23 protein-coding genes are annotated in these 25,470 nt (G+C 63.5%); 3 read left to right on the top strand and 20 right to left on the bottom strand.

The features are described from left to right. Positions 1-188: 188 nt before the first annotated feature. Positions 189-3,083, bottom strand: a complete 2,895-nt coding sequence (locus tag GXP39_06365) for a hypothetical protein (protein ID NOZ27662.1) — start codon at positions 3,081-3,083, stop codon at positions 189-191. 620 nt (positions 3,084-3,703) lie between these two features. Here GXP39_06365 and GXP39_06370 point away from each other — a divergent pair. Continuing rightward, on the top strand, positions 3,704-3,943 hold the full coding sequence (locus GXP39_06370; protein NOZ27663.1) for a type II toxin-antitoxin system prevent-host-death family antitoxin: 240 nt from the start codon (positions 3,704-3,706) through the stop codon (positions 3,941-3,943). Continuing rightward, entirely contained in the window at positions 3,940-4,392 is a 453-nt protein-coding gene (locus GXP39_06375) for a type II toxin-antitoxin system VapC family toxin (protein ID NOZ27664.1), read from the top strand. Before GXP39_06370 ends, GXP39_06375 begins: the two co-directional genes overlap by 4 nt. Before the next feature lie 240 nt (positions 4,393-4,632). Here the strand turns inward: GXP39_06375 and GXP39_06380 are convergent, their stop codons facing one another. The 17 genes from GXP39_06380 to GXP39_06460 form a co-directional block, all read right to left on the bottom strand. Then, entirely contained in the window at positions 4,633-6,645 is a 2,013-nt protein-coding gene (locus GXP39_06380; protein NOZ27665.1) for a hypothetical protein, read from the bottom strand. A gap of 482 nt (positions 6,646-7,127) precedes the next feature. After that, positions 7,128-8,948 carry a heparinase gene (locus tag GXP39_06385; GenBank protein ID NOZ27666.1) on the bottom strand — a complete coding sequence of 607 codons (1,821 nt, stop codon included), beginning with the start codon at positions 8,946-8,948 and terminating at the stop codon, positions 7,128-7,130. Positions 8,949-9,079: 131 nt separating this feature from the next. Further along, a complete protein-coding gene (locus GXP39_06390) occupies positions 9,080-9,454 on the bottom strand; it encodes a hypothetical protein (protein ID NOZ27667.1) in 375 nt (124 codons plus the stop codon). A gap of 1 nt (position 9,455) precedes the next feature. Further along, complete coding sequence (locus GXP39_06395) at positions 9,456-10,508, bottom strand: ATP-binding cassette domain-containing protein (GenBank protein NOZ27668.1); 1,053 nt, start codon at positions 10,506-10,508, stop codon at positions 9,456-9,458. After that, complete coding sequence (locus GXP39_06400) at positions 10,508-11,551, bottom strand: ABC transporter ATP-binding protein (protein NOZ27669.1); 1,044 nt, start codon at positions 11,549-11,551, stop codon at positions 10,508-10,510. The genes GXP39_06395 and GXP39_06400 overlap by 1 nt, the downstream gene beginning before the upstream one ends. A 21-nt stretch (positions 11,552-11,572) precedes the next feature. After that, a complete protein-coding gene (locus GXP39_06405) occupies positions 11,573-12,739 on the bottom strand; it encodes an ABC transporter permease (GenBank protein NOZ27670.1) in 1,167 nt (388 codons plus the stop codon). 8 nt (positions 12,740-12,747) lie between these two features. Continuing rightward, complete coding sequence (locus GXP39_06410; GenBank protein ID NOZ27671.1) at positions 12,748-13,734, bottom strand: ABC transporter permease; 987 nt, start codon at positions 13,732-13,734, stop codon at positions 12,748-12,750. Positions 13,735-13,952: 218 nt separating this feature from the next. After that, complete coding sequence (locus GXP39_06415) at positions 13,953-15,974, bottom strand: ABC transporter substrate-binding protein (protein NOZ27672.1); 2,022 nt, start codon at positions 15,972-15,974, stop codon at positions 13,953-13,955. A gap of 350 nt (positions 15,975-16,324) precedes the next feature. After that, complete coding sequence (locus tag GXP39_06420; protein ID NOZ27673.1) at positions 16,325-17,191, bottom strand: aldo/keto reductase; 867 nt, start codon at positions 17,189-17,191, stop codon at positions 16,325-16,327. Between the two features lie 223 nt (positions 17,192-17,414). Continuing rightward, complete coding sequence (locus GXP39_06425; protein ID NOZ27674.1) at positions 17,415-18,386, bottom strand: aldo/keto reductase; 972 nt, start codon at positions 18,384-18,386, stop codon at positions 17,415-17,417. Positions 18,387-18,723: 337 nt separating this feature from the next. Then, a complete protein-coding gene (locus GXP39_06430; GenBank protein ID NOZ27675.1) occupies positions 18,724-19,725 on the bottom strand; it encodes an aldo/keto reductase in 1,002 nt (333 codons plus the stop codon). A gap of 72 nt (positions 19,726-19,797) precedes the next feature. After that, entirely contained in the window at positions 19,798-20,451 is a 654-nt protein-coding gene (locus GXP39_06435; GenBank protein ID NOZ27676.1) for a bifunctional phosphoribosyl-AMP cyclohydrolase/phosphoribosyl-ATP diphosphatase HisIE, read from the bottom strand. Positions 20,452-20,521: 70 nt separating this feature from the next. Continuing rightward, positions 20,522-21,286, bottom strand: coding sequence for an imidazole glycerol phosphate synthase subunit HisF (gene hisF, locus GXP39_06440; GenBank protein NOZ27677.1), 765 nt, complete (start codon positions 21,284-21,286; stop codon positions 20,522-20,524). Positions 21,287-21,373: 87 nt separating this feature from the next. After that, a complete protein-coding gene (gene hisA / locus GXP39_06445; protein NOZ27678.1) occupies positions 21,374-22,108 on the bottom strand; it encodes a 1-(5-phosphoribosyl)-5-[(5-phosphoribosylamino)methylideneamino]imidazole-4-carboxamide isomerase in 735 nt (244 codons plus the stop codon). A 64-nt stretch (positions 22,109-22,172) separates the two neighbouring features. Further along, positions 22,173-23,051 (bottom strand): hypothetical protein, encoded by an 879-nt coding sequence (locus GXP39_06450; GenBank protein ID NOZ27679.1) that lies wholly within the window; start codon positions 23,049-23,051, stop codon positions 22,173-22,175. Between the two features lie 55 nt (positions 23,052-23,106). Continuing rightward, positions 23,107-23,772, bottom strand: coding sequence for an imidazole glycerol phosphate synthase subunit HisH (hisH, locus tag GXP39_06455; GenBank protein NOZ27680.1), 666 nt, complete (start codon positions 23,770-23,772; stop codon positions 23,107-23,109). A gap of 70 nt (positions 23,773-23,842) precedes the next feature. Beyond that, a complete protein-coding gene (locus GXP39_06460) occupies positions 23,843-24,319 on the bottom strand; it encodes an NUDIX domain-containing protein (GenBank protein NOZ27681.1) in 477 nt (158 codons plus the stop codon). A gap of 189 nt (positions 24,320-24,508) precedes the next feature. Here GXP39_06460 and GXP39_06465 point away from each other — a divergent pair, with 189 nt between their 5' ends. Next, positions 24,509-24,835, top strand: a complete 327-nt coding sequence (locus GXP39_06465) for a hypothetical protein (GenBank protein NOZ27682.1) — start codon at positions 24,509-24,511, stop codon at positions 24,833-24,835. 102 nt (positions 24,836-24,937) lie between these two features. Here GXP39_06465 and GXP39_06470 read toward each other — a convergent pair whose 3' ends face one another. Further along, on the bottom strand, positions 24,938-25,291 hold the full coding sequence (locus tag GXP39_06470; protein ID NOZ27683.1) for a hypothetical protein: 354 nt from the start codon (positions 25,289-25,291) through the stop codon (positions 24,938-24,940). Between the two features lie 88 nt (positions 25,292-25,379). After that, positions 25,380-25,470: imidazoleglycerol-phosphate dehydratase (locus GXP39_06475; protein ID NOZ27684.1), on the bottom strand; the 91-nt coding region annotated here is incomplete at its 5' end.

The raw sequence follows: 25,470 nt of genomic DNA on the forward strand, positions 1-25,470 counted from the left end.
ACCGGCCAAAGCCCCAACCAGGCAGGTAAAAGGCGAGAAAAAGAGTTTTTCTGCGGAGGGGCTTCCCCTCCGCACCTCCCCTTTCAGGTGCGACCGCCCGTGGAGGGAAAAAGCGACAGGCGGGAGCCTCGCCCATGCTGTTCGGTTGATGCGAATAGGGCGATTCATGAGTCGCCTCTCCCACCACCTCATGAGCCGGACCGCTCGAACAGTTCCTGCGGCTCCGCCGCCTTCAGGATCGTCTGCCCGGCCAGGGTGAGCCCGGAGGCCCGCACGGCGGCGATGTGACGGATCGCCCCGGAGGCGTCGCGACGCGCCCAAAGCGCCTGGCCGTCGAAGGCGCCCCCCTCCCATCGAACCGACACGGGTTTCGTGGCCAGGATGAAGAGGTCCACCGCCTCGTCAGTCGTCACCTCCAGGGCAACGGGATGCCCCTCCTCCGCTTGCGCGACGACGAGCGCCACCCGCGGGAGCGAGGGTTGGCCCGCCGGCTGAGGCCACAGGACCACGGGCAACGCGGCCGGCAATGTCGTGTGCAAGGTGTACGTCACATCATGCGCAGGCTGCTTCCCGTACAACGCCGCCCAGCCTCGCACCGGGTCGAGCTGCCCCGTCTCAACGCGCACGCCGGGCCGCTCCGGGAAGGCGGGGATCAGCGCCACGTTGCCCAGCTCGGGCTCAGCGCTGCGCACGACGCCATCCCCCTCCTGGACGATGGCGCCCGGACGCACGCCGTCCCCCCGCTGAGCCTCGACGATGGGCGCCAGGTGGAAGATCTGCTCCACCGTGTGCTCCCCATCGCCCAGCACCCAGTCGGCCAGGACGATGTATTCCCCCTTGACGATGAACAGGGCGCGAGCATGCCAGATGGAGCGATCCAGCGAGGCCCGGTCCTCCTCAGAGGGCACATAGCCGATAGAGCGGGTAGCAAAGCCGTCCTTGTACCAGCCCAGCCCGAAGTCGCAACGCTCGCCCACGACCCAGACCGTGTCCGGATCGGGCCGCGGCTCCGGGCGACTCAGCAGGCGGCGGTTCTGCCCCTTGCCGTCCACCAAAATGGCGTTATGGCCGCGCGGGCCGCGCCAGTACGGTTCGAACTCATCCCGCTTGTACTGGTAGATGCTGGGATCGTGGATCAGCGGTCGACCGTGCGCGTAGAGGACGAAGTTCAGCTTATCCTCGTGCTGATGTCCCAGGCCGTAGTAGCCCGCGTCGAAGATCACGTAGAGCGCGCCCTCGTCCCAGCCACTGCGGGAGATGTAGTAGCCCGCGTGTGGATAGGCGATGGAGGTGACATCCGGCGGCTTCCCTTCGCCCCGTCGGCTGGCCAGATACCGAAAGTCATCCCGATGCGGGAACAGCTTGGCCGCCAGCGTGAGCGGCCCGACCACGGAGAGCAGCGCCGGGCTGCAGTCGTTCAGCAGCGGGACGTTCAGGTCCGGCTGGGCAATGCCGACGTACACGGCCATCGCCCGCTCGACCAGGTCGGCGAACTCCTCGAGGAGGTCACGATCTGTGAGGCGGGCCAGCTCGTAGAGGGAGGTCAGGCCGCGCACCGGGAACCAGTGATAGGTGGTGGAGCACTCCGCCTGGAAGCCGTCCGGCAGGAAGCACACCCGGTTGATCCACTCCAGCCGGCGCAGCGCGCAGTGCCAGAAGCGCTCGGACTCCCTGAACTCCGAGAACAGGAGCGCCGTCACGCCCAGGCCGGTGCTCTCCACCTGGAACCAGTTGTTGCCGAACAGCGCCTGGTGCGCCAGAAGGTAACGGCCATGCTCCAGGTAGGAGCGGGCCATATCGAACAGCATTTCCCCCTGAAAGCGCGGCTGATCCGCCACGGCCATCAAGATCATCGGCCAGACCTGACCGGAGCGGTTGCCCACCTCTAGAGTGCGCCACTGCAACAGCGGCTGCCAGCGGTCGGGCACGGGCGAGACCTCCTGCCAGGAGCGCAACAGGCGGATCAGATGCGTCAGATATCGTTCATCGCCCGTGCGACGGAATGCCATCGCGAGCACGTATGGGTGATAGTGATAATTCAGGGAGACATTGGACTCCAGGTCCCGGAAGAGGATAAGCGTCCAGTCCACGCCATCGGTGAACTGATGACGATGGTGCATGTGGGCGTGCAGCGTGAAGATGTCCCGGCAGATCTCATCCGCCTCCGTGAGGTCTACGTCCGTCTCCCGGCCGACGAAGTACTCATCCCGTAGGGAAGCCAGCCGGGCGACGTGCCGTATGTACGCCTCGCGAGCGGTCGCGTAGTCCCCCTTCTCTACCGCCTGACGCACCTTGGCCAGCTCCGGCCGCTCCAGATCGATCGCGTCCCAGAACTCCTCATCCGTCACGACACGCAGGCCGACCCACCGATCGTGGCGCAGAGATTCACCGGTGAGGTGGAAGTAGTATTCGGCCCAGGCGGGGATCAGCGGGAGCCCCGTCTGCCGGGCCCTCAGCGCCACCCACAGGATCACCTCGGTGGCCAGCGTCCCAAACGGCTCATCGCGCAGGCGAGGCACCCGATACATCCACTCCTCGCCGAAAAGGTCCCTGGCGGCCTGGATACCGGGCTGCTCCAGCGCGCTGCCGATGGGCTCCAGATGGCTGAGCAGCCGGGTCATGCCGACAAGCCGCCACTGCTCCGCCGCGGGGAAGCCGGTCAGGCAGAATCCGGCCAGGGTCAAAAAGATGCCATTGAGCGCCCGGGCGGTCAGGGAGCGGGTCACATTGAAGCAATAGAGAAATTCGGCGTGGTCATACAGAGCGCGCAGCAAAGCCCTGGCCCGATCATCGTCCAGATCAGGCAGTGCGTCGACCAGGGCCAGCAGCAAATGCAGGCCGCGAATCGCGGTCGGCCACAGGTCGCCGGGATCAGGCCTCAGCTCCGGGACGTAGGGCAGGGGATGCTCGGCCAGATCGCGCAACAGGCTCTCATGGTCGGGCAACGGCGCCTCCTCCCCCTCACTTAGCCGGGCGACCAGCGATGCCAGCCCGCTCAACGGGCCGGGCGGATCCGCCCGGAGCTGGGCCAGGGCAGCGGCCAGGGTCTTATCGGATGGCTCGAAATAGAGATCGCGATGCATAGCATTTCCTCGCTTTCTCCATCGCTTTGCACATCGTTGTGGTTCTGGCAAGAGCAGACGCTCAAAACTGTTGGCAAGCATAAAGAGCATAGCATAGGAGCGGATGGTTGTCCACGACGCCACGCGTGAATGACGGGATTGCCTCGCCCCGAGACGAGGAAACCTCGAGCGAGAAGTCATCGCGCCTACCAACCGAGGCCCCGAAACGCTCGACACCGGGACAAACTGTGTCCCCCCCCCAAAGACCAGTCGGCCCTGCGCACCACCCAACTCATGGTGATCACCCGCATCTCACCACGGGGTCGCAGAAAGCGCAGAGAGGGGGAAATACAGGTGAGGCCCTGCACCCTCGCTGCCTCCAAGGGCGTGTCTGAGGAATGCCTTTATTTCTGCTATGAAGAGGTCTGGAGGGGCGAAGCCTCTCCGGAAAAACCTTCTCCCGCCTTCGATCTGCCCAGCCTTGGCTTGGGTCCTGCGGAAAGGGCCGAGAAAGGGCGGTTCAAGTCATTGGTGCGGGCGTATCTGGGAAGCGATGAGCAAGACTAGACGCAATGCTGAGTTGGCGTTTGATGGCGTTCTGGGTTATACTGGTCTTAGACTGGTCTATTTGGAGGCAAAAGATGACGACGGTTGGAGCTTATGAGGCCAAAACGCATCTCTCCCAACTCCTGGAGCGGGTCGCCCGGGGAGAGCGAATCGTGATCACCAAGCACGGGGTGCCCATAGCGGCCCTGGAGCCCGTCACGCCTGCCCGTCAAGTCGAAGCCCGGAAGGTGGTGGAAGCCTTGAGGACGTTCCGCCGAGGGCGTCGCTTGGGTGGTCTTCGGCTACGCGATCTGGTTGAGGAGGGTCGACTGTGAGCGCCAGTAATGCCTTCGTGCTGGACGCCTCGGTTGCGCTGTCTTGGGGTTTTGAGGATGAGACGAACCCTTATACGGAGGCGGTCCTGGATGCGTTGGCTGAAGGAGAAGCCTTCGTACCCGCGATTTGGCCCTTGGAGGTCGGGAATGCGTTATTAGTGGCGGAACGCCGGGGACGACTGAGCCAGGCGGACACGGTGCAGTTCCTCTCCCTTCTCCAAGAGCTGCCCATCACTATAGAGCCGACAAGGCCGGAACGAATGTTCGGAGAGATCCTGGCCTTAGCCCGTGAGCAGAGACTCTCCACCTACGATGCATCTTACCTGGACTTGGCCATGCGTTTGGGGATTCCCCTGGCCACGCAAGACGAAGCCCTGCGCCAAGCTGCCACTCGCTGCGGAGTATCGGTGCATGGTGCACCAAGGCCGTCTGAGGGTTCGACCAAGTAATGGTTTGCCGTGAGGAAAGTGTTTTTCACAGCGGTGATCGAGTGGGATGGGAACTGGTGCGTAGCTCCGCGTCCGGAATTGGACATCTCGAACGTAGGAAGCGCACATCGCAGCACCACCGCTGCAGGGCCGGAGCGCATTGCCTCAAGCCCCATCCGGTTGGCAGCAAGCGGTAGGGGCCAGGTGCCCCGGCCCCTACCAGTCGATGTAACGCTCAATTTGATGCGAACAAGGCTGTCCCTATCGGGCGGGGAATTCACCTTCGTCTAGCCCGATGACCCGGCCGTCGGCCAGGGCCAGGCGGATGGCGGTGGCGTCGGTCTCGACGGGCGCGTCGAGCCCGGTCACCGGACATGCCTCGCCCGGCCGCACGGGGTATAGCAGCGTGACCAGCCGCACAGGGCCGGTCGACACCCACTCGTACACGGCCGTCGGCGTCGGCGCGTACTCTCCCTGCTGGTGATTCCCGATCGACTTCCACCCCTGCCACTCCGGCTTCTCCTGTCCGCTCACCACTCGCACGCTCAGGCCGGGCAGCGGCGCGGGGATGATCGCCAGGTTGGCCTGGTCCAGATCGGCGCTCCGCACGCTCAGTCCATGCGCCTCGGCCGCCTCCGTGTTCAGATGCCACAGCGCCTGATACCGATGCAGCTCTCCGTCCGCCGGCTCCAGCCGATCGACGACCAGGATACAAGGTCCCAGCCCGTCGAACCCTCGCCTCAGGAAGATGACCTTCCGTCGATGCGTCACCGTGCGATCCGCCTCGGGGCCATATCCCTCATCGTACGCGGCCTCGACAACTTCATAGCGATCCGTGCTACGCCAGAGGGCGCCGGCCGGCCGGGTGAGATCGAGATCCTCCCGCCGGAAGTGCAACCGGCGATTCTGATCCTGGCCGTCCACGCGAACGGTGTTGTGGGCGCGAGTGGAGAGCACATAGCGGCGCATCTCGGAGGTATCGTAGGCGTAGTTGCCGCCCTCGGTGAGCAGCAGCCGGCCATAGGCGTGCAGCAGCAGGTTCAGCTTGTCCTCGTGCTGATGGCCGTAACCGAAGGGGCCGCCGTCGAACAGCGCCCAGACCGCGTCCGGCTTCCAGCCGGTGCGCATGGCGTAGTAACCGGCGTATGGGAAGGCCACGGACGTCTCCTCCGGCGGTGAGCCCTCCCGGCCGCACGTGTAGGCCCAGCGGAAGTCATCTCGCTCGGGATAGAGGGCCGCCGCCCGCTCCATGAGCGGCGCTACCTCCAGCCAGCCGCCGTCGTTCACGTCGGGCAGACGGCCGTCGGGCATCATCATGCGCACGTTGGCCGCGTGCACACGCTCCAACCCGGAGCGGAAGGCGTCCGGCACCGGCTCGTCGTAAGCCTCGCACACGTCCCACAGCCACTGATAGTTGCGGATGACCACCTGATGGTAGCCGGTGGAGAGCTCGATCTGGAAGCCATCGGGATAAACCTGCCGATCCAGCTCCTCCACCAGCCGGCCGAAGGCATAAGCCTTCCAGGCAGGCGCGTCCCGGAACTGCGGGTAGAGGATGCCGATCTGGGCCAGGCCATTCATCTCCATGATGAGCCAGTTACCGCCCTCCCGGTGGAAGTTCCTCAGCCGCCAGCCGTGCTCCCACACGGACTTGTACCAATCCACCAGGTCATCATCGGTGAAGTGGGGCGAGCGATAGAAGCTATGTAGCGCCCACTGCCAAGGGCCGCCCATACGAATGCCGGCCTCGATGGTGCGCCAGCACCAGGTGGCGCCGCTGGGCGCGTCCTCGGGGACAATGGCCTGGCGCACCCAGCTACGGAACAGCCGAACGAAGCATTCGGCGTAGCGCTCGTCGCCGGTCTCACGGTAGCGTTGGGCCAGGATGGCCCACTCGTAGTGGCGGTTGAGCTGCCAGGGCCATTCCCGGTATTGGTTATACGTAGGATTGGCCTCCCAATCCACCTCGCCCTCAAACCGGTGCGGCGTGCTGCAGGAGATCAGCTCCAGCCGCAGGATACGCTCGGCGGCCTGGGCGATGGTCTCGCCGGGGTACATGTAGCTGTAGCCACGGAAATCCCGCTGGATACGAAGGAGCCGCTCCGGCTGGAGCGTGCGGCGCACCTCGGCGGCGAACAACCGACGGGCCGTGGCGAGATCGCCACCAGCGACGGCGGCCGGGATGCCTTCCAGACCCGGGCGGGTGGTATCGATCAGCTCCGTAAAGAACCGCTCATCGGTCAGCCGGGGGCCGACCACAACCGTCTCAGACATATCCCATCCCCCCGATCCACACCCTCGCAGGATGCCCATACAGCATAGAGAGGGGACCACAGCTGGCCGGGCTCCCACGCCCGGCCAGTGGGCGTAGGAGCCACCACAGCTTGTCCGACTTCCCCGTAACTCCCTAAGAGTGTGTCTGAAAAACGCTGTTGCTTCTGCTGGGGGGAGGCCCGGAGGGGCTCCGCCCCTCNNNCTCCGCCCCTCCGGAAAAAGCCCTTCTTTTGCCCTCGACCTGCCTGGCCTCGGCCCAAGTCCTTCGGGCAGGGCCGAGAGAGGCAGGTGCAGGCCGGAAAAGTGGGATTTCCGTGGAGGGGAGGACCCCTCCACACCTCCCCCTGTGGATCTGGTCGTTGGGGGAGCCCCCTCAGAACATCTTGCCGGTAAATTTTCAGACACGCTCTAAGCCAGCGAAGTTGTGAGCCGACACCAGCATGGCACGATCCGCCGCGGATCGCACGCTTTTTCGTCAGATGCTATGCCAGCTCAATGCGGAGCCGGATCGTCCCCTCCTCCCGAGGCTCGGCGAAGGCGAACACCACCCGCCGGATGTCCGCCCGGCCCTCCGCCAGGTCCACATCCCTGACCTCCTCCACCCGCGGGGAAACGGCATCCGGATCAAAGCGCACGCGCAGCGCGCCCCGCTCTCCGCTCAACGTCACCTCCGACGCGCCCATATCCACCTGGCCGAAGGTGATGAGCACGCTCTCCAGCATGCCGGGCCCGCTGGCGAACCGAACGTCATCCACCAGCTCCACCCAACCCCGCGGCGGCTCCCGATGCAGGGCGACGGTGCGTTGGAGCGAGGCCAGATCGGCCTCCCCGGGATAGGCGCCCCTCAGCTCCAGCCGAAGCAAATCGATGATCTCATCGGCCCGATGTTCCAATAGCTCAGCGCCGTGCTCCCGACCGGGGAGCTGCTCCCGCCCATTGGGGACGGGCACGGAATGCCCGCGAGAGGAGTTCACGAAGTGCTCATAGCGCTCCGGGCCAAAGTACGCCCGGGTATACCGCCCGCGCCCGGGATCGGCGATCACTGACTCCTCACGCACGTGGACGATGATGCTCCCCACATCGTTCTGGTTATGCATCTCGCCGTTGTGCCCTCCCTTGGCGGCCAGCACCAGGGCTCCCGGGTCCGCCGGATCGTAGCGGGCGATCATCCACATCATGCCCCGGAACCAGTCGTGCGGGGCAGGGACAAAGCGCCCCGCCGGCTCATCCTCCGGACGCCAGAAGAGGCCGCGCAGCCCCCATGAGAGCATCCGCTCCCTCGGGCTCTCCTCCTGCTCCCGGGCCAGCCGCATGAGGTCAGGCAGATCCAATCGCCGGGCGAGATAGGCCAGATGCGGAGCGGTAAGCCGCACACGCCGATTGCAATCGGAGAAGTTCACGTAGGCGCCCGGGCTGAGCAGCGTGCGCAGCGGATACTGAGCGATCCGCCGGATCCGCTCTCCATCGAGGAAATTGACCATCCCCTCCGTTCGATGCTCCACCAGGTGGGCCAGGATGGTGTAATAGCCAAAGCCATAGGACCAGTATCCGGGCCCCTCAGACGATCCCCCGTCGGGGTCGAAGGTGTCCAGATAGTCATCCAGGGAGCGGGCGGCGCGAGCGATGATCTCCGCCAGACGGGCCATATCGGATTCCAGGTAGATCGCCGCTCCCACCACGCCGCCGTTGCACACGGCCGTCCAGTTGTTCACGTTGCGCAAGTGGGTGTTGTACAGCCACCAGTGATCGTGCCGGGTCAGATACGGAGTGAAACACCGGCGATCGACCTCATAGCGAATCCGCTTCCCCAGGGCCGGATCCAGTTCCCTCCCCAGGAGGAGGTCCAGCTCGGCCAGATACAGAGCGGTCATGGCCGCGCCCAGGTCGATCACGGGATGCTCCATATCCGTCAAGGCGCGCTGGTGCGCCGGATATGCCCAGCTGCTCTCTTCGCAGATGGCCCAGGCCACGTCCAGCAACGGATCCAGGAAGCGTCCCTGATACTCCAGGCACTCCGCCAGGGCCAGGCGACACAGCATCTGGCGCCGACGCGCCATCGGGTCCTGATATCCCTCCCGCTGACCGATGCGCACGAACTCCAGATACAGGGTGGCCGGCAACGCCGGGATCGGGCTCTCGGCGTCCGCCTCGGCCTGGGCGATCATCTCCGACACCGCTTCCTCGCCCAGGACGGCGCGAACCGCCTCCCAGGCCGCGCGGTCGGCCGCGGGCGGGAACGGAGGATCCGACGCTCCCGCATGCAACGCCCGCTCGATATCGATCGGATTGTACCGGCAGAGCATGACTCCTCCTCCTGCATCTACAGCTTCCCCTGAGTACCAAAGAACGCACCGAACCGGTGCGCAAACAACAAGCGTGGACGGGACCGCCCACGCTCTCCATGGCTCGCCGTGCTCGCATGGTGGAGGCGGCGCTACCTCCCCGAGCTCAAAGGCCCCATGGGGCCCAGCAGCCACTGCAGCCCCAGGGAAATCCCGATCAGGATGACCTCCACCAGGAACACCCGGCTAGACCGATGCCACAACAGGCTTTTCTCTACACCGCCTCGCAGGTAGCCCTCCAGGACGATCACACAGGCCAGCCAGATCAGGCCCAACAGGAAGACACCGAACTTATCCAGAGCGCCCAAGATCCATGGGCCCAGTCGCAGGATCACCACAAGATCGATCAGGTTGATCCGCCACAACAAGACCAGCCACAAGCCCAAAGCGGAGAGTAGTCCCCAGGCCACGTAACAGGCCAGATACAACGGGAGCAGGTGCCAGAACCGTCGGGAGTTTCCCTGCATCTCAGGCCACCATTCCCTCGCCGACCACGCCCTTCAAGGAGAGCTCCTCGGCGTAGTGGCAGGCGACGAAGTGCTCCCCACCGATATCCCGCAGCGTTGGCTCCTCCTCCGCGCAACGGTCCCGTGCATACAAGCAGCGCGGGTGGAAATAACATCCACTGGGCGGGTTCGCCGGGTCGGCCACGTCCCCTTGCAGCACGATGCGGCGACTGCGATCCCGCAGCCGGGGGTCCGGCTTGGGCACGGCGGAAAGGAGCGCCTCCGTATACGGATGCTTGGGGTGAATGTACAGCTCCTCCGTCTCCGCCAACTCCACCAGCTTGCCCACATACATCACCGCCACCCGGTCGGAGATATACTCCACCACGCTCAGGTCGTGGGCCACGAAAAGATAGGTCAGATCAAATTCCTGCTGCAGATCCTGCAACAGGTTGAGGATCTGAGCCCGCACGGAGACGTCCAGGGCGGACACCGCCTCGTCGGCCACCACCAGCCGGGGATCCAGGGCCAGCGCGCGGGCGATGCCGATGCGCTGGCGCTCACCGCCGCTGAAGGCATGGGGATAGCGGCGCATATACTCCGGCCGCAACCCCACCCGCCGCAGCAACATGGCCACCCGATCCTCCAGCTCCTTGCCCGTGGCGACCTTGTTCACCTTCAGCGGCTCGCCCACAATCTCCAACAGCGTCATGCGAGGGTTCAACGAGGAGTAGGGGTCCTGGAAGATCATGCGGATCTCCCGGCGATACGGCTTGAGCGCCCGGCGATCCAGCGTCGCCAGGTCCACCACTTGCCCATCCTCGCGGCGATACAGGATCTGGCCGCTCGTGGGATCGTACGCCCGCAGGATACACCGCCCGGTGGTCGTCTTGCCGCAGCCGCTCTCGCCGACCAGCCCTAGCGTCTCCCCCCTGCGGATGAAGAAGCTCACGCCATCGACCGCCTTCACATATCCCACCACCCGACGCAGGAGACCCCGCCGAATGGGAAAGTGCATCTTCAGATCCCTGACTTCCAGCAGGACATCGCCGTTCTGAGAGATCAAGTCCGCCATTATCGAGCTCCACCGTATTCGTCGCTATAAAGCAGACAACGGACCTCCCGACCATCGCCCAGGAAGATGCGCGGCGGGATCACGCGATCGCACACGCCGGGCATGGCCTCGTCACACCGTGTGTGGAAGAGACAGCCGGCGGGCCGATTGTAGGGATCCGGCACCATGCCACGAATCGAGTCGAGACGCTCGCGGGCCTTGAGCCCCACCTTGGGAATGGAGCGGAGCAACGCCCGCGTGTACGGGTGCTTCGGATCGTGGAAGATGGAGTCGACGTCGCCACGCTCCACCGCATGCCCCAGGTACATGACCACCACGTCGTCGGCCATCTCCGCCACCACGCCCAGATCATGGGTGATCAGCATGATGGCCATCCCCAGCTCCTCCTGGAGCTCCAGCATCAGGTCCAGGATCTGCGCCTGGGTGGTGACATCCAGCGCGGTGGTGGGCTCGTCCGCGATCAGCAGGCTGGGGCGACAGGAGAGCGCCATCGCGATCATGGCGCGCTGGCGCATGCCGCCGCTCAACTGAAACGGGTAATCATCGATCCGAAGCTCCGGCTTGGGGATCCCCACACGCCCCAGCATCTCGATGGCCCGGACCCGGGCCTCCTCCTTCGTCACGGGCATGTGCAGCAAGATCGCCTCCATGATCTGGTTGCCGATGGTATGCACGGGACTGAGGGAGGTCATGGGTTCCTGGAAGATCATGGAGATCTCCCGCCCCCGAATGGCCCGGATCTCCCGGCCACGCGGGTCCAGGGCCGCCAGATTCAGCACCTCCGTCGTCTGACTGGAGCCGTTCCCTCCCACCCGGCGGTGAAGCAAGACCTCGCCCTCCACGATCCGCCCTGGCGGATCCACGATCTGCAGGATCGATCGGGCCGTGACGCTCTTCCCGCAACCGCTCTCTCCCACGACGCACAAGGTCTGCCCGCGCCGGATATCGAAGTCCACGCCATCGACGGCCTTGACCGTACCCTCGTCCAGGAAGAAGTACGTCTTTAATCCCTTCACCTCTAAAAGCATGTCCTGGTTGGCCATGCGTCCTCCACGCCCATGAGATCAAGCATACGGATCGGCCGCGTCGCGCAGCCCATCGCCCAGGAAGTTCAGGGCGAGCACTGCGACGACCACCGCCAGGCCGGGGATCAGCAGCCACGGCGCCGTGGCCACCGAGCGCACGTTCTGCGCCTCCTGCAGAAGCACCCCCCAGCTCACGACCGGAGGACGCAACCCCAGCCCCAGGAAGCTCAACGCCGTCTCGCTCAAGATCATGCCCGGGATGGCCAGCGTGATGGAGGCGATGATGTGACTGAGGAAGGACGGCACCATGTGCCGCATGATGATCCGCAGCTCGCTGGAGCCGTCCAGCCGCGCCGCCAACACGAAGTCCTCCTCTCGCAGGGAGAGGAAGCGGCCGCGCACCACGCGCGCCAGCCCCGTCCACCCGATGAGCGAGAGGATGACGGTGATCCCGAAGTAGATGCGCAAGGGCGGCCAATCCGGAGGCAGCGCGGCGCCCAACCCCAGCCACAGAGGGATGGTCGGAATGGAGCGCAGGAACTCGATGATGCGCTGAATGAGGTTATCGACGCTTCCCCCATAGTATCCGGAGATGCCGCCCAGGAGGATGCCGAGGATAAGGCTGAGGGCCACCCCCACCAGGCCGATGGACATGGAGATCCGGGTGCCGTAGATCATGCGGCTGAGCATATCCCGCCCCATACGATCGGCCCCCAACAGGTACATGGGAGCGTCCGGCTCCACCGGCCCGATCAGATGGACGTCCATCTCGATGAGGCCCCACAGCTTGTACGGCTCCCCCTTGGCGAAGAAGCGCACGTAGTGCTTCACGGACTCATCGATCACGAACGTACGGCGCAAGGCTTCCTTATCCACTTCGACCTTATAGCCATACACATAAGGCCGTATACGGACACCCTCCTCCGTGCGATCGATGAGATGGAGCCGTTGAGGCGGCGCGTAAGTGTGGCGGACGCTGTACTTGTCCGGGGGAAAGGGAGCCAGGAACTCGGCGAAGAGCGCGACCAGATAGATGATGATGGTGACCGTCCCGCCGATCATGGCCAGCTTATGCTTGCGGAACTTCCACCACATCAGCTGCCACTGAGAGGCCACGTAGACGGTGGCTTCCTTCTGTTGAGCGGGCTCCTGGTGCGCGGTCTGAGGGGAGAGCGTGACCTCGGGTGCCTCGTCTCTGATGGTCATGGCATCCCTCACTGATAGCGAATACGTGGGTCGAGCCACGCCAGCAAGATATCGGAGATCAACGTGCCGATCACGGTGAGCACGCTGAGCATTAAGATGAAGCTGCCGGCCAGATACATATCCTGCGACATCAACGCTCGTAAGAGGAGGGGTCCGGTCGTCGGCAGGCTGAGCACCACGGAGACGATGGCCGAGCCGGACACCAGGCCGGGGAGCGTCCATCCGACGGTGCTGACGAAGGGGTTCAGGGCCACCCGCACCGGGTATTTCAAAAGCAGCTTCCGCTCTGACAGGCCCTTCGCCCGGGCGGTAACCACATAGGGCTTATGGAGCTCATCCAACAGGTTGGCGCGCATGATGCGGATCAGCCCGGCCGTCCCGCTGGTCCCCAGGATGACCATGGGGATCCATAAATGCTTGAGCAGATCAACCATCTTGGCCCAGCTCCAGGGGGCCTCCACGAACTCCGGTGAGAAGAGCCCGCCGACGCTTTGATTAAAGTACTTGAAGGAGATGTACATGAGCACCAGCGCCAGCAGGAAGTTGGGCGTCGCCAATCCGATGAATCCCAGGAAGGTGAAAACATAATCCCCCAATGAATACTGTCGGACCGCGGAGTAAATGCCGATGGGAAAGGCGACGATCCAAGTGAAGAGCAATGTGCTCAGGGAGAGCACGAAGGTCAGGGCGAGCCGCTCCCAGATCAAATCCGTCACCGGTTTGTTCCATTCAAAGGACTGGCCGAAATCCCCACGAGAGATGATCCCCCACACCCACTTGAGGTACTGCATATAGACGGGCTGCCCCAAGCCGTAGCGGGTCTTCAACATCTCCAATGCGGCCTGATCCACGTCCTCCCCCTGCAGGGCCATGTTCGCGACCAGGGATGTCAGGTAGTCCCCCGGGGGGAGCTGGATAATGATGAAGGTGACGATGGAGATCGCGATGATGGTGGGGATCATCAGGAGAAGGCGCCGAGCGATATACTGAAGCATGAAACGCTTGCCTCCGCTTTTCCGCTCCCCATGCGCTCGCATCTGAAAGGGGAGGTGCGGAGGGGAAGCCCCTCCGGACCTCCCCAGGGATGCAACCGCATGGCTCATTATGGATGTCTATGGGGCAGGGTGGCATCCCCCGCCCCATGGACGTACGATCGCGCTCCCGCAGGGGCGACACGTGCACCGCCCTTACGGGTTTGTCCACGCCTGCCCGCTCAGTCGATGGGATCCTTGAAGTACTGGCACGGGTTGGTGGGCGCCGGATTCGGATACAGCCACGAGCCGGGCATCACCTTGGGCACGTTGTGGAAGTTGTTCTTGACGATGCCATAGCCCTTGGGCGGGAGGCTGATGCCGATGACGTAGAACTGATCGGCGGCGATCTCCAGGATCTGCTTCATCAGATCCGCCTGCTTGTCCGGATCGCCCGTGGCCTTGAGCTGATCGTACAGCTCCATCTGCTTCTTGGTCGGCTCCGGCGGCTCCTCGCCCCGCGGGTCCTTATTGTACCAGAACTGCCACAGCTCGGCATAGTTGGACTCCGCGCTGTACGGGAAGTACCAGCGCGGCTCCAGGATCACGTCCAGGCCGCCATCGCCGCCCCACACCACCGCGTCGTGCTCGTTGGCCTCCTTGCGGGTGTACAGGATGGAGCGGTCCTCCGTCTTCACCTGCATGTCGATGCCCACCGCCTTCCAGTAGCCCCGGATGAGCTCGAGGGCATCGATGCGGTCCGTCTGGGTGGCGGCCACCTCGATGGAGAAGGAGAGGCGCTCGCCGTCCGGGCGAAGGCGGAAGCCCTCGTCGTCCTTCTCGGGCAGGACCATGTCCAGGTGCTCGTTGGCCTTGTCCACGTCGTACTCGGTGTATTGCTTGGCCAGCCGCTCGTTGTAGAAGGGCGACTCCGGCCGTGGCGCCGCCTGGAAGGGCTCGCCCGCCCCCACCCACACCAGGTCGATGATCTCCTGCCGGTTGATGGCGTAGGACAGGCCGATGCGGAAGTGCTTGTTCTGGAAGATCTCCCGCATCTTCGGGTCCTTGTGGGTCAGGTTGAGGGCGATGATCAGCATGTTCATGCTGCTGGGGATCTTTTCGAAGAAGTGATAGCCGCCCTTCTCCATGTTGTCCACGAAGACCGCTTTGTTGGCCGGCTTGGCGATGTGGCGGTCCTGCATGTCGATCTCGCCGTTGAGGGCCTTCAGCACCAGCACCTCGACGTCCTCGCCCACCTCGTACACGATGCGGTCGAGATACGGCAGCTGATTCCCCTCGGGATCCACCTTCCAGTAGTAGGGGTTGCGCTCGGCCACGACGCGGGTGCCCTCGCCATAGGCGGTGGTGAGGATCCAGGCGTTGAGGGAGGGCAGCTCCTTGTTCTGCCAGCGGGCGTCGTAGGGGGTGCCGGGTACGCCGGAGCCCTTGAGCTGGAAGAGGTTCACCCAGTCGGTGGCGCCGGCCTCCTCGATGAGCTTGTCGATGTTGTCCGGGTTGTACTTGATATGGAACTGCTCCAGGTAGTGGCGAGGGAAGCGGGTGATGTAGGAACCGGACGGCGTGGCCATCCGCTGGAGGAAGAGGCCGTTGGGCGCGGCGAACTTGAACTTCACCGTGTAGTCATCGACCTTCTCCACCGTCACCGGCTCATCACCCGTCACCAGCCAGGACGTCTTCACCGGCGTGAGATCCTCGTTCATGAAGACGTCCTCGTACCAGAACATGATGTCGTCGGCGGTGAAGGGCTCGCCGTCGGACCACTTGACGCCCTTGCGCAGGTGGAAGGTGAACTCCGTAGCGTCCTCGTTGGCCTCAAAGGACTCGGCAAGGTTGGGGATGACCTTGGTCCAGTCGGGGTCCCATCGCACCAGGTACTCGTAGTCCATGGTGCGAAGGAGCCAGGCGTTGTCCGCACCGCCGCGCAGGGCCGTGCGCCAGGTGCCACCGTACTGGCCGATGCGATCCACCGGCTGAACGACCAGCGGGTTCTCCGGCAGGCGCTCGTCGACCGGGGGCAGCTTACCCTGCTTGACCAGCTCGGCCAGCTGCGGCGCCTCCTTGTACTTGGTGGTGGGCACCTCCTCAGCCGGGGTGGGCGTGGGCTTGGCCTCCGGAGCTGCAGGGGCAGGCGTGGCGGTTGGCTGAGGCGCTCCACCGGCACAGGCCGCCACCAGGGAAGCGACGGCCGCGCCACCGCTCAAACGAAGGAACTCTCGCCGGGTCAATCGGTTGCGCTCGCTCATCTCGGACCTCCTTTTACGAGATTCTGGAGTTACAGTAAGGGAGGGAATCCATATCCAGCCCCCGACGATCGGGCTGGACGAAACGCCGAACCCCAATGAGAGGCTTCAGCCCATTGCCCATACGCTTCGGGGTCCCCTGTCCAATCGACAGAGAGGAAAGGGAAGCATCTTCGGTTGAACAGGTGCATGTCTAACGAGACAAGGAGGATATCTATATCTTATACAAAATTTCGATTTGCGCAAACAGGGTCCTCCCCACGGGTCGACGACAGGAGACGGGAACACAAAAGCCCCGCCCGGGCGTGATCGCATCCCAGGCGGGGCGAAGGGTATGTACTTTCCCCTGTCGATTACGTGAAGAGCGGCTGCATCTCCAGCTTGGCGATCAAGGCCTGCATCTCCTCATCGGAGGGCCGTCGACCATCGAAGCGGCTGGCAGCATCCAACACCTTGGGCAGCAGGGTGATATCGCCGGCTGAGTTCAGGAAGATCCCCGGGCGCCCCAGCACCCAATGGACGGCCTTGTCGATGTCCTCCTGCTCCTCCAGCGGCTTATACCAGACCGCGTGCGTGCGCTCCCCACCATAGGCATCGTACGGCCCGCGTGCGATGGACTTGATGGTCTGCACGGCCACGTTGCGCTCCTGGCAGATGGCGACTAGCTTATCGAAGTTCTCGGCATACTCCGGGTTCTGCGCCAGAGGATAGTTATACGGCAGCAACACGGAGTCGAAGTCGAAGCGCTCCAGGCTGCGCATGTGCATCACCGGCGCCGTGACCCCATGTCCGGTGACGCCGATGAAACGCACCAGGCCCTGTTCCCGCGCCTCGATCGCCGCCTCCAAAGCGCCACCCGGCCCCATCGCGGTCTCCCACTCGTCCGGATCCACCAGGTTATGCAACTGGATCAGGTCGATCTGATCCACCCGCATCCGCTCCAGCGACTGGCGGATCTGATCACGCGCCTCCTGATACGTGCGCTTCTCCGTCTTGGTCGCCAGGAAGAACCGGTCCCGATAGCGTTCCATCCACGGCCCGATGCGCAGCTCGGCGTCGCCATAGCTGGCCGCCGTGTCGATGTGGTTGATGCCGTACTTCAGGAGCACCTCCAACGTCTGATCCGCCTCCTCCTGCGTCACCCGGCTCAGCGCGGCGGCCCCGAAGAGAACGCGGGTACTCATATGTCCGGTCCGACCGAATGGCTGCTTGGGAATCATGTCGCACGCCTCCGTTCGCTTTGTAAACTGGATATCTCACATTCTGCTATCGCGACCGGCCTGAAAATGCAACGGCGGACGGACGACGAAGATGGACCATGTTCCCCATCCACCTCGCCGCTGTAGCCGGTCTACTGAAAGGGTTTTCTGAAGGGGAGCTCCCCTTCAGAAAACCCCGCTCTTGTCCTCAGGGGACGCCATGTCCTGATATCCGCCTTCACACTTACCAGGCGTAAGCCTCAGGGGCCGGGCCACCGGGGCCGGGCCAGATCTCATCCAGCTTCGCCAACACCTCGTCGGAGAGCTTGATCTCCAACGCCCGCAAGCTTCCCTCCAGCTGGTCCATCGTTCGCGGCCCGATGATGGGCGCCGTCACCGCAGGATTGTGCAGCAACCACGCCAGCGCCACATCCGCCGGCTTCTCCCCCAGCTCCCGGCACAGCGCCTCGTACTTCTCCAACTGGTCCCGGTGCTTCTTCACCTGCTCCTGCATCCGCTCCGATGCACGCCGCCCTTCGGAAGCCTTCTGCAATGCTCCGGCCAGCATCCCACCGGCCAGCGGGCTCCACGGGATCAGCCCCAGCCCGTACTCCTGGCAGGCCGGGATCACCTCCAGCTCAATGGTGCGGGCCGCCAGATTGTACAGGCTCTGCTCCGACACCAGCCCCATGAAATTGCGCTTGGCCGCCTCGCACTGCGCCTGGGCGATGTGCCATCCCGCAAAGTTACTGCTCCCCACGTACAGCACCTTCCCCTGCTGCACCAGGATCTCCATCGCCTGCCAGATCTCCTCCCAGGGCGTCTCCCGATCGATGTGATGCATCTGGTACAGATCGATGTGATCCGTCTGCAGGCGACGCAGGCTGTCCTCGCACGCCTTGCGGATGTGATAAGCTGAGAGCCGACGGTCGTTCGGCCCATCGCCCATTTCCCCATACACCTTGGTAGCCAGAACGATCTGATCACGACGACCGCCGCCCTGAGCCAGCCAGCGCCCGATGATCTGCTCCGTGACGCCCTCCCCCTTCTTCCAGCCGTACACGTTGGCTGTGTCGAAGAAGTTGATGCCCAGCTCCAGGGCCCGATCCATGATCTTGAAGCTGTCGGCTTCGCTGGTGTGTGGGCCGAAGTTCATCGTCCCCAGGCACAATCGACTGACCATCAATCCAGTGCGACCAAGATGAGCGTACTCCATCGATGCCTCCTTACCATTCCCTCTGAAAGTGTGTGATGACCACCATCGCTCCAGTCATAGCCAATGACCACGATACATATCCGACATGTACCCAGATCCTTCGAGCCCGACCTGCACCTCCTTCTTCTATCCCATGAGACGAAGCCGTCTGCCGCACAACTCAAAGCCCTGCTTCAGGTAGCAGGGCTTCGCAAGCCAAGCGTGCTTCACCACAAACCGATCATCAGGATTTTGGATACCTGGGGATCCTCCCCCATCGGACCTCGCCGATGAGATCGTATGTCTCAATATAACCGGCCCTTGCACTTCGCGCTGTAATGACGCTTAACATTCGCCTTTACGATTGGCCTTTCACGCGCGATTGCCATCGCGACCAGCCCGCCAGTAGCTCCTCGATCTCCCGCATCTGCTCATCGCTCAGCGGGCCGAATCGCATCGCGCCGACGTTCTCCTCGACCTGCTGGACGGTTTTGAACCCGGGGATGGGGATGGTCTTCTCACTGCGCGCCCAGAGCCACCCCAGAGCGGCCTGAGCCAGCGTCCGGCCATCACGGGTGAGGATGCCCCGCAACTTCTCCAGCATCTTCAGCCGCTCAGCCGTCCGGCCCTCTCGGAAGTCCCATCCCTGCGTGCGCCGCACATCGTCCTCCGGCAGCTCGGAGTCGGGCGTGAACTTGCCAGTGAGCAGCCCCATGCCCAACGGCCCCCGGTTGACGCTGGCCAGGTTATATTCCTCGCACACGGCCAGGGTTTCCTCATTGCCCTCCAGGATGTTCAGGCGCTGCTGGATGGCCACACAATGAGGCCCCTGGGCGAAGACGCGCGCTCGATCGGGATCGTCCGTGCTCCAGCCATAGGAACGGATCTTCCCCTCCGCCACGAGCTCCTCCAACGCGTCCCGCACGGCAGGCGCCCTCTCCAGATCGTAGTTTCCGATATGGAGCTGGTACAGGTCAATATAGTCCGTGTTCAGGCGACGCAGGCTAGCCTCGCAGGCCCGGCGAATATACTCCGGGCTGGCGTCCGTCCCGATGATCTGCCGGGTCGCCTCGTCGAACACGTTGCCGAACTTGGTGGCGATCACCACCTGATCCCGTCTGCCGGCCAACGCCTGCCCCAGGATGCGCTCGCTATGACCACAGCCGTACACATCCGCCGTATCGAAGAACGTGACGCCCAGGTCCAGCGCCCGGTGAATGGCCCGGATCGACTCGTCATCATCCACCTGTCCCCAACCAACCGGCTTGCCGTCCCGATAGAAAGGGCCGCCGATAGCCCAGCAGCCCAGTCCCATCGCGCTCACCTCGACGCCGCTTCGTCCCAGTACCCGTGTAAACATGGGGTTCGTCCTCCTGAACGTGTTGCGTGTTCCGTATTGCGTATTGCGTGTTGCGTATTGCGTGTTGCGTAATCAGTGGAAACGGGCGGCCAGCTCCTGTTCCACCTGTGCCCACGTCAGACCCCGATGGGCCAGCAACACCATCAGATGATAGACGAGATCGGCCGCCTCGTACAGGACGCGCTCGTCATCCTCGCCCAACGAGGCGACAGCCGTCTCCACGCCCTCCTCACCCACCTTCTTGGCGATCTCCACCGCGCCTTTCTCAAACAGCGAACACGTATAGGAACCCTCTCGTGGGTTTGTCTTCCGGTCCTGAATCACTTCCCACAGCCGCTCAAGCACCTCGCTCCCCGCCCTCCGCTCTCCGCTCTCCGCTCCATCCGCCTCACGCTCCCCGGCCCCCAGCCTCCGGAAGAAACACGAGCGCGCTCCAGTATGGCACGCCGGGCCTGCCGGCCTCACCCGTACCAGGACCGTATCCCCATCGCAATCCAGGCGGACATCGACTACCCGCTGGACGTTCCCGGAGGTCGCGCCCTTGTGCCAGAGCTCCCGCCGGCTGCGGCTCCAGAACCACGTCTCGCCGGTCTCGAACGTCAGTCGCAGCGACTCGGCGTTCATGTACGCCAACATGAGCACCTCGCCCGTGTCGGCGTCCTGCACGATCGCCGGCACCAGCCCCCGCCCGTCGAACCTCACTTCATCTACATCGACGACTTCCATTCCCCCTCCCGTCGATTCACTGATTCGCTCTCTCGCCGTTCCCCACAGGCTCGCTCGCCCGCAATCCCGTTCACTCGACCAGCCGCACCGGCACACCCCGCTCTGCCAGATATCGCTTGACCTCGGCGATGCTCAGCTCCCGATAATGGAAGAGCGAGGCCGCCAGGGCCGCCTCCGCGCCGCCCACGGTGAGCGCCTCACAGAAGTGCTCCAGCGCGCCCGCGCCGCCCGAGGCGATCACCGGGATGGACACGGCCTCGGAGACGGCACGGGTGAGCGGGATGTCGTATCCGGCCTTGGTGCCGTCGGTGTCCATGCTGGTGAGCAGGATCTCCCCCGCGCCGCGATCCTCCGCCTCCTTCGCCCACTCCACCGCGTCGCGGCCGAAGGGGATGCGGCCGCCGTTGATGTACACCTGCCAGCGGCCATCCGGTTCCTTTCGCGCGTCGATGGCGACGACGATGCACTGCGAGCCGAATCGCTTGGCCCCCTCCGTGATCAGATCAGGATTGCGCAGCGCGGCCGAGTTGATGCTCACCTTGTCCGCGCCGGCGTGCAACAGCGCCGACATGTCCTCGATGGTGCGGATGCCGCCACCCACCGTGAAGGGGATGAACACGGTATCCGCCACCCGTCGCACCATATCCAGCACGATATCCCGCTGCTCGTGCGAGGCCGTGATGTCCAGGAACACCAGCTCGTCGGCGCCCTCCGCGTCGTAGACCTGCGCCTGTTCCACGGGATCGCCCGCGTCCCGCAGGTTGATGAAATTGACCCCCTTGACCACCCGGCCGTCCTTCACATCCAAACACGGAATGATCCGCTTCGCCAGCATCCTCCCTCACCCCCTCACCTGCATCCTGCATCCTGGATCCTGCATCTTGCATCTTGTATCTTGCATCCTGTATCCTGCATCCTGCTCCTATCTCCCCGCCACCCGTATCGCCTCCGCCAGATCCAGAGCGCCCGTGTAGATCGCCTGCCCCGTGATGACCCCTTCGACGCCCTGATCCTCCACCGCCTTGAGCGCCCGGATGTCGTCCAGGCCCCGCACGCCGCCGGAGGCGATGACGGGGATCCCGGCCGCGGCCGCCAGCTCCGCTGTCGCCTGGACGTTTACGCCGGTGAGCATCCCATCGCGGCTGATGTCGGTGTACACGATACGAAGCACGCCCAGGTCGGCCATGCGGCGGGCCAGATCGACGGCGGCCATCTCGGATACCTCCCGCCAGCCGTGGATCGCCACGCGCCCGTCCCGGGCGTCGATGCCGACGACGATCCGTTCGGCGCCGAACTGCTCCACCGCCCGGGCGACCAGCTCCGGCCGTCGCACGGCCACCGTGCCCAGAACCACCCGGGTCGCTCCCAGTTGCAGCGCCCGCTCGATATCCTCCAGTGTACGCAGCCCGCCGCCGAACTGAATCGGGACCGCCACGGCCCGTCGGATCTCGGCCAGACGTTGCAGGTTCAGTTCCGCCTCACCGCCGCCCAACGCGCCGTCCAAGTTGACCACATGCAGCCACTCGGCGCCCATGCCCACCCAGCGGCGCGCCATCGCGGCCGGATCGTCGCCGTACCTCGTCTCCGCGTCGGGGTCACCCTGGCGCAGCCGCACCACCCGCCCGCGCCGCAAATCAATCGCCGGGAAAACGATCATTTACCGGTCTCCACCACTCCGCATTACGCAACACGTAATACGCAACACGACCGCATATTGCGTATTACGTGTTGCGTAATGATGCCCCCACCTCGAGCACCATCCCATCATACGCGAACCGCACATCCCACCCGCGCTCCGCCCGCAACCGCCGCTCCAGCTCACAGAGATCGTCGTAGGTCAAGCCGTCCGGCTCCTCGATGTGGCTGAGGACCACCCGGCGGGGGGACAACGCCTCGACCATATCCAGCGTCTGTCGGTAAGTCGCCTCGACCCTCAACAGCGGATGGTCGGCCGGGCACTGCCGTTCGCCCGTAAAGGGATTGAACTCGAAGACGCCCGCGGGCAACACGGCCAGATCGACGCCGCGCAGCCAGCCCGGCGGCTCCCAACCGATCAGCTCGTCCATGGCGATGAGCACTCGCGTCTCGCCCCGCTGGAACAGGAACGCGTACACGTAATCCGCCGCCAGCGCGACGTGGCGCACGTCCCAGCCGCCGAAATGCAGCCACTCGTCGTCGGGCCAGACGTGGAGCTGCACCGTCCCATGCCGCGCCATGAATTCGAAGTGCTCCTTGAGCCCCAGCCGGGTCTGGAAGTCCTCCGCCACCTTCGGTGGTAGGTACACATCGGTGCATCGGGAACGCTGCGGCCATCCACGGAAGTCCATGTTGCGCGTCTCAAACAGGCGCCGCCCCATGGTGTGATCGGGATGCCAGTGGCTGTAAAACACGGCGGTGATGTGGCCGATACGCGCCCGGTTGAGCTGATCCTTGATCTCCTCCGGGGTGTCGATGAGCACGTCCGGCCCGTGCACGAAAACGGACGGCCCCGACCGGCTGTACGGGATGCCTTTCTCACGCGCTTCAGCACAGACCCGACACTGGCAACTGGGGCGCGGTGTGGTGATCGCCCCACCGCTGCCCAGGATCTCTACACGCAAGTGCTCCCTCCCCACACGCGCTACGCAACACGCAATACGCAATACGTATTGCGTATTACGTGTTGCGTGTTGCGTGTTGGACAATACGAACGAAGTTCCTCAGAATCGCCAGCCCCACGTTGTGCGACTTCTCCGGGTGGCACTGGATGCCCCACACCCGGCCACGCCCCACGACGGACGGATACTCGATGCCATAGTCGGTGGTGGCGATCACGTCGTTTGGATCCGCCGCGTCGCAGTAGTACGAGTGCACGAAGTAGGCGTAGGCTCCATCGGGGATGCCGCGCAACAGCGGGTTGGAGCCATCGTGATGCAACTGGTTCCAGCCGATCTGTGGGATGCGCAGTTGCTGCGGCCCGGGGTCGAATCGCCGCACCCGGCCGGGTAGGATCCCCAGCCCCGGCCACTCCCCCATCTCCTCGCTGACGTCGAACAGCATCTGCATTCCCACGCAGATGCCCAGCAGCGGCTTGCTCTGGGCGATAGCATCCCGCACCAGCGGCTCGAAGCCAGCCCGTCGGAAGTTGGTGATGCACTGGCCGAAGGCGCCCACACCCGGGAGCACCAGGCCGTCCGCCGCGGCGATGATCGTCGGGTCCGCCGTCAGCACGACCTCCTGGCCGGGGACCCCATCCTGCCGGGCCACCTCCGCGGCCGCGCGCTCTAGCGCCTTTTGCACGCTGCGCACATTGCCGATCTCATAATCCATGATCGCGATCATACTCGCCTCTTCTCACTGCAGGCCGGGCGAGACGCCCGATTATGAACCAAGAAGCCCTCACCCAGGCCGTCTAATCCCGCCACGGACGCAACAGTCCCAGGATGATCTCCCCGTGATCTTGAAAATCCTCATCACACAAACCTTGTATGTTTACCCAGCGAGGCTTCTCCGCCTCCTCATCATCCACCTGATCATCGTCGCACAAGTCAAAGGTCTTCGGCTTGCAGATGTAGAAGAAGAGCAAACTGTGATACGCTTCATCAAGCGGATCGTAGTAGAAAAAGTCCTCTCTGAAATGTGCAAATTCCTCCACCTCAACCTCGATCCCCGTCTCCTCCCTGACCTCTCGCTTCAAGGCATCTTCAATCCTCTCCCCCAAATCAACGCCACCGCCGGGGAGATAATATTTCCCGGTATGACGTGTGTTCACCAGAAGGACATTTCCCTGATGCACGACAACTCCATAAACGGCAGGACGTAAAATCAATTTCTCCTTCGGAATCAGCTTTCTGTCACCATATAGAGATGTACACTGAATCATGGACATCAGCTCTCACTCCTGCTCTCACGCTCAGCGGTTCATGGACGCAACGAGCGTATCTGCGTCGAAGTCCTGTCTGGATACTCACGTCTCGATATCCAGCGCTTGACCCGACGAAAGGCCCATGCTACACTTCCTAATGACATAAAGTACATCACAAATGCACCTTGAATCTGCCACGCAGGAGCAGTAGAGATGAACTCTCCAACGGCACTCGATCGCCTGGAACGCCTCAGGCGACTTTACGCGATGGGCTTCCACGATGCCTTTCTCGACAGCGCTCTACGGAAAGTAACCGACCGCCAGATTGCCCGTGACGAGGCCGACCTGAAACGCGTCGAAGATGCGCTCGCACAGTTCGAGCGTCAATACGGACTCACCTCCGATGAGTTCTGGCGACGATATCAGGCCGGAGAGATGCCGGATACGGCAGACTCCATGGAATGGAACACCCTCTACAAGATGCGACAGCGTCTCATCGCTCGCCTTCAGGTACTCCGCGGCGAAGCCACCCATGAGTGACATTGAAGCCCATCCTCAAGAAGCCCTCTTACTCGTAAGCAGTACATGCCGCTTTCGTACTTAACAATGTTGTTTTTTTCCCGTCAGCATCGACTCAGCCCCTCATGGTCCAAAACTCCTCATCTTCGCCGCGAGCACACATATCCTTTCAGCAAGTCGCTGCGCTTTGCTCTTACGCATGTAGCGAAGTGTGGAATAAAGATGCCCTGTTGGGACTTCGACCAATCGGCCGTTCTTTACAACCGTTTCGTATTGCATTTTCCCTTTGGTGAGCTCAAAGAGAACCTGCCTCCACTCTTCGCTTAGCTCAGGTGGGAAATCAGATTCCTGGAGTATTGCAAGTTCAATATATGCGTCTGCCAAGCGCTCCTTTATACCACCCACGCCTGTAGCCAATTTCCAAACAGCAACTTCCAACTTTTCACGCGTGTACTCAAAGCCGTCTAGCTCCGTCATTCTACACATTTTATTCCCAATGAACGGGTCTCATTTTACTGTTGCGACCTTTCCGCTTTCACATGGCTGCTTGTTAGCCACCCAACCACTATGCCGTCAACGTTCCTTTCGTAGACGGCACCTCGCCCCGCCGGGGGTCCAGCATCGTCGCCTGGTCTAGCGCCCGGCCCAGCGCCTTG

The sequence above is a fragment of the Chloroflexota bacterium genome (assembly GCA_013152435.1).
GTDB lineage: Bacteria > Chloroflexota > Anaerolineae > DUEN01 > DUEN01 > DUEN01.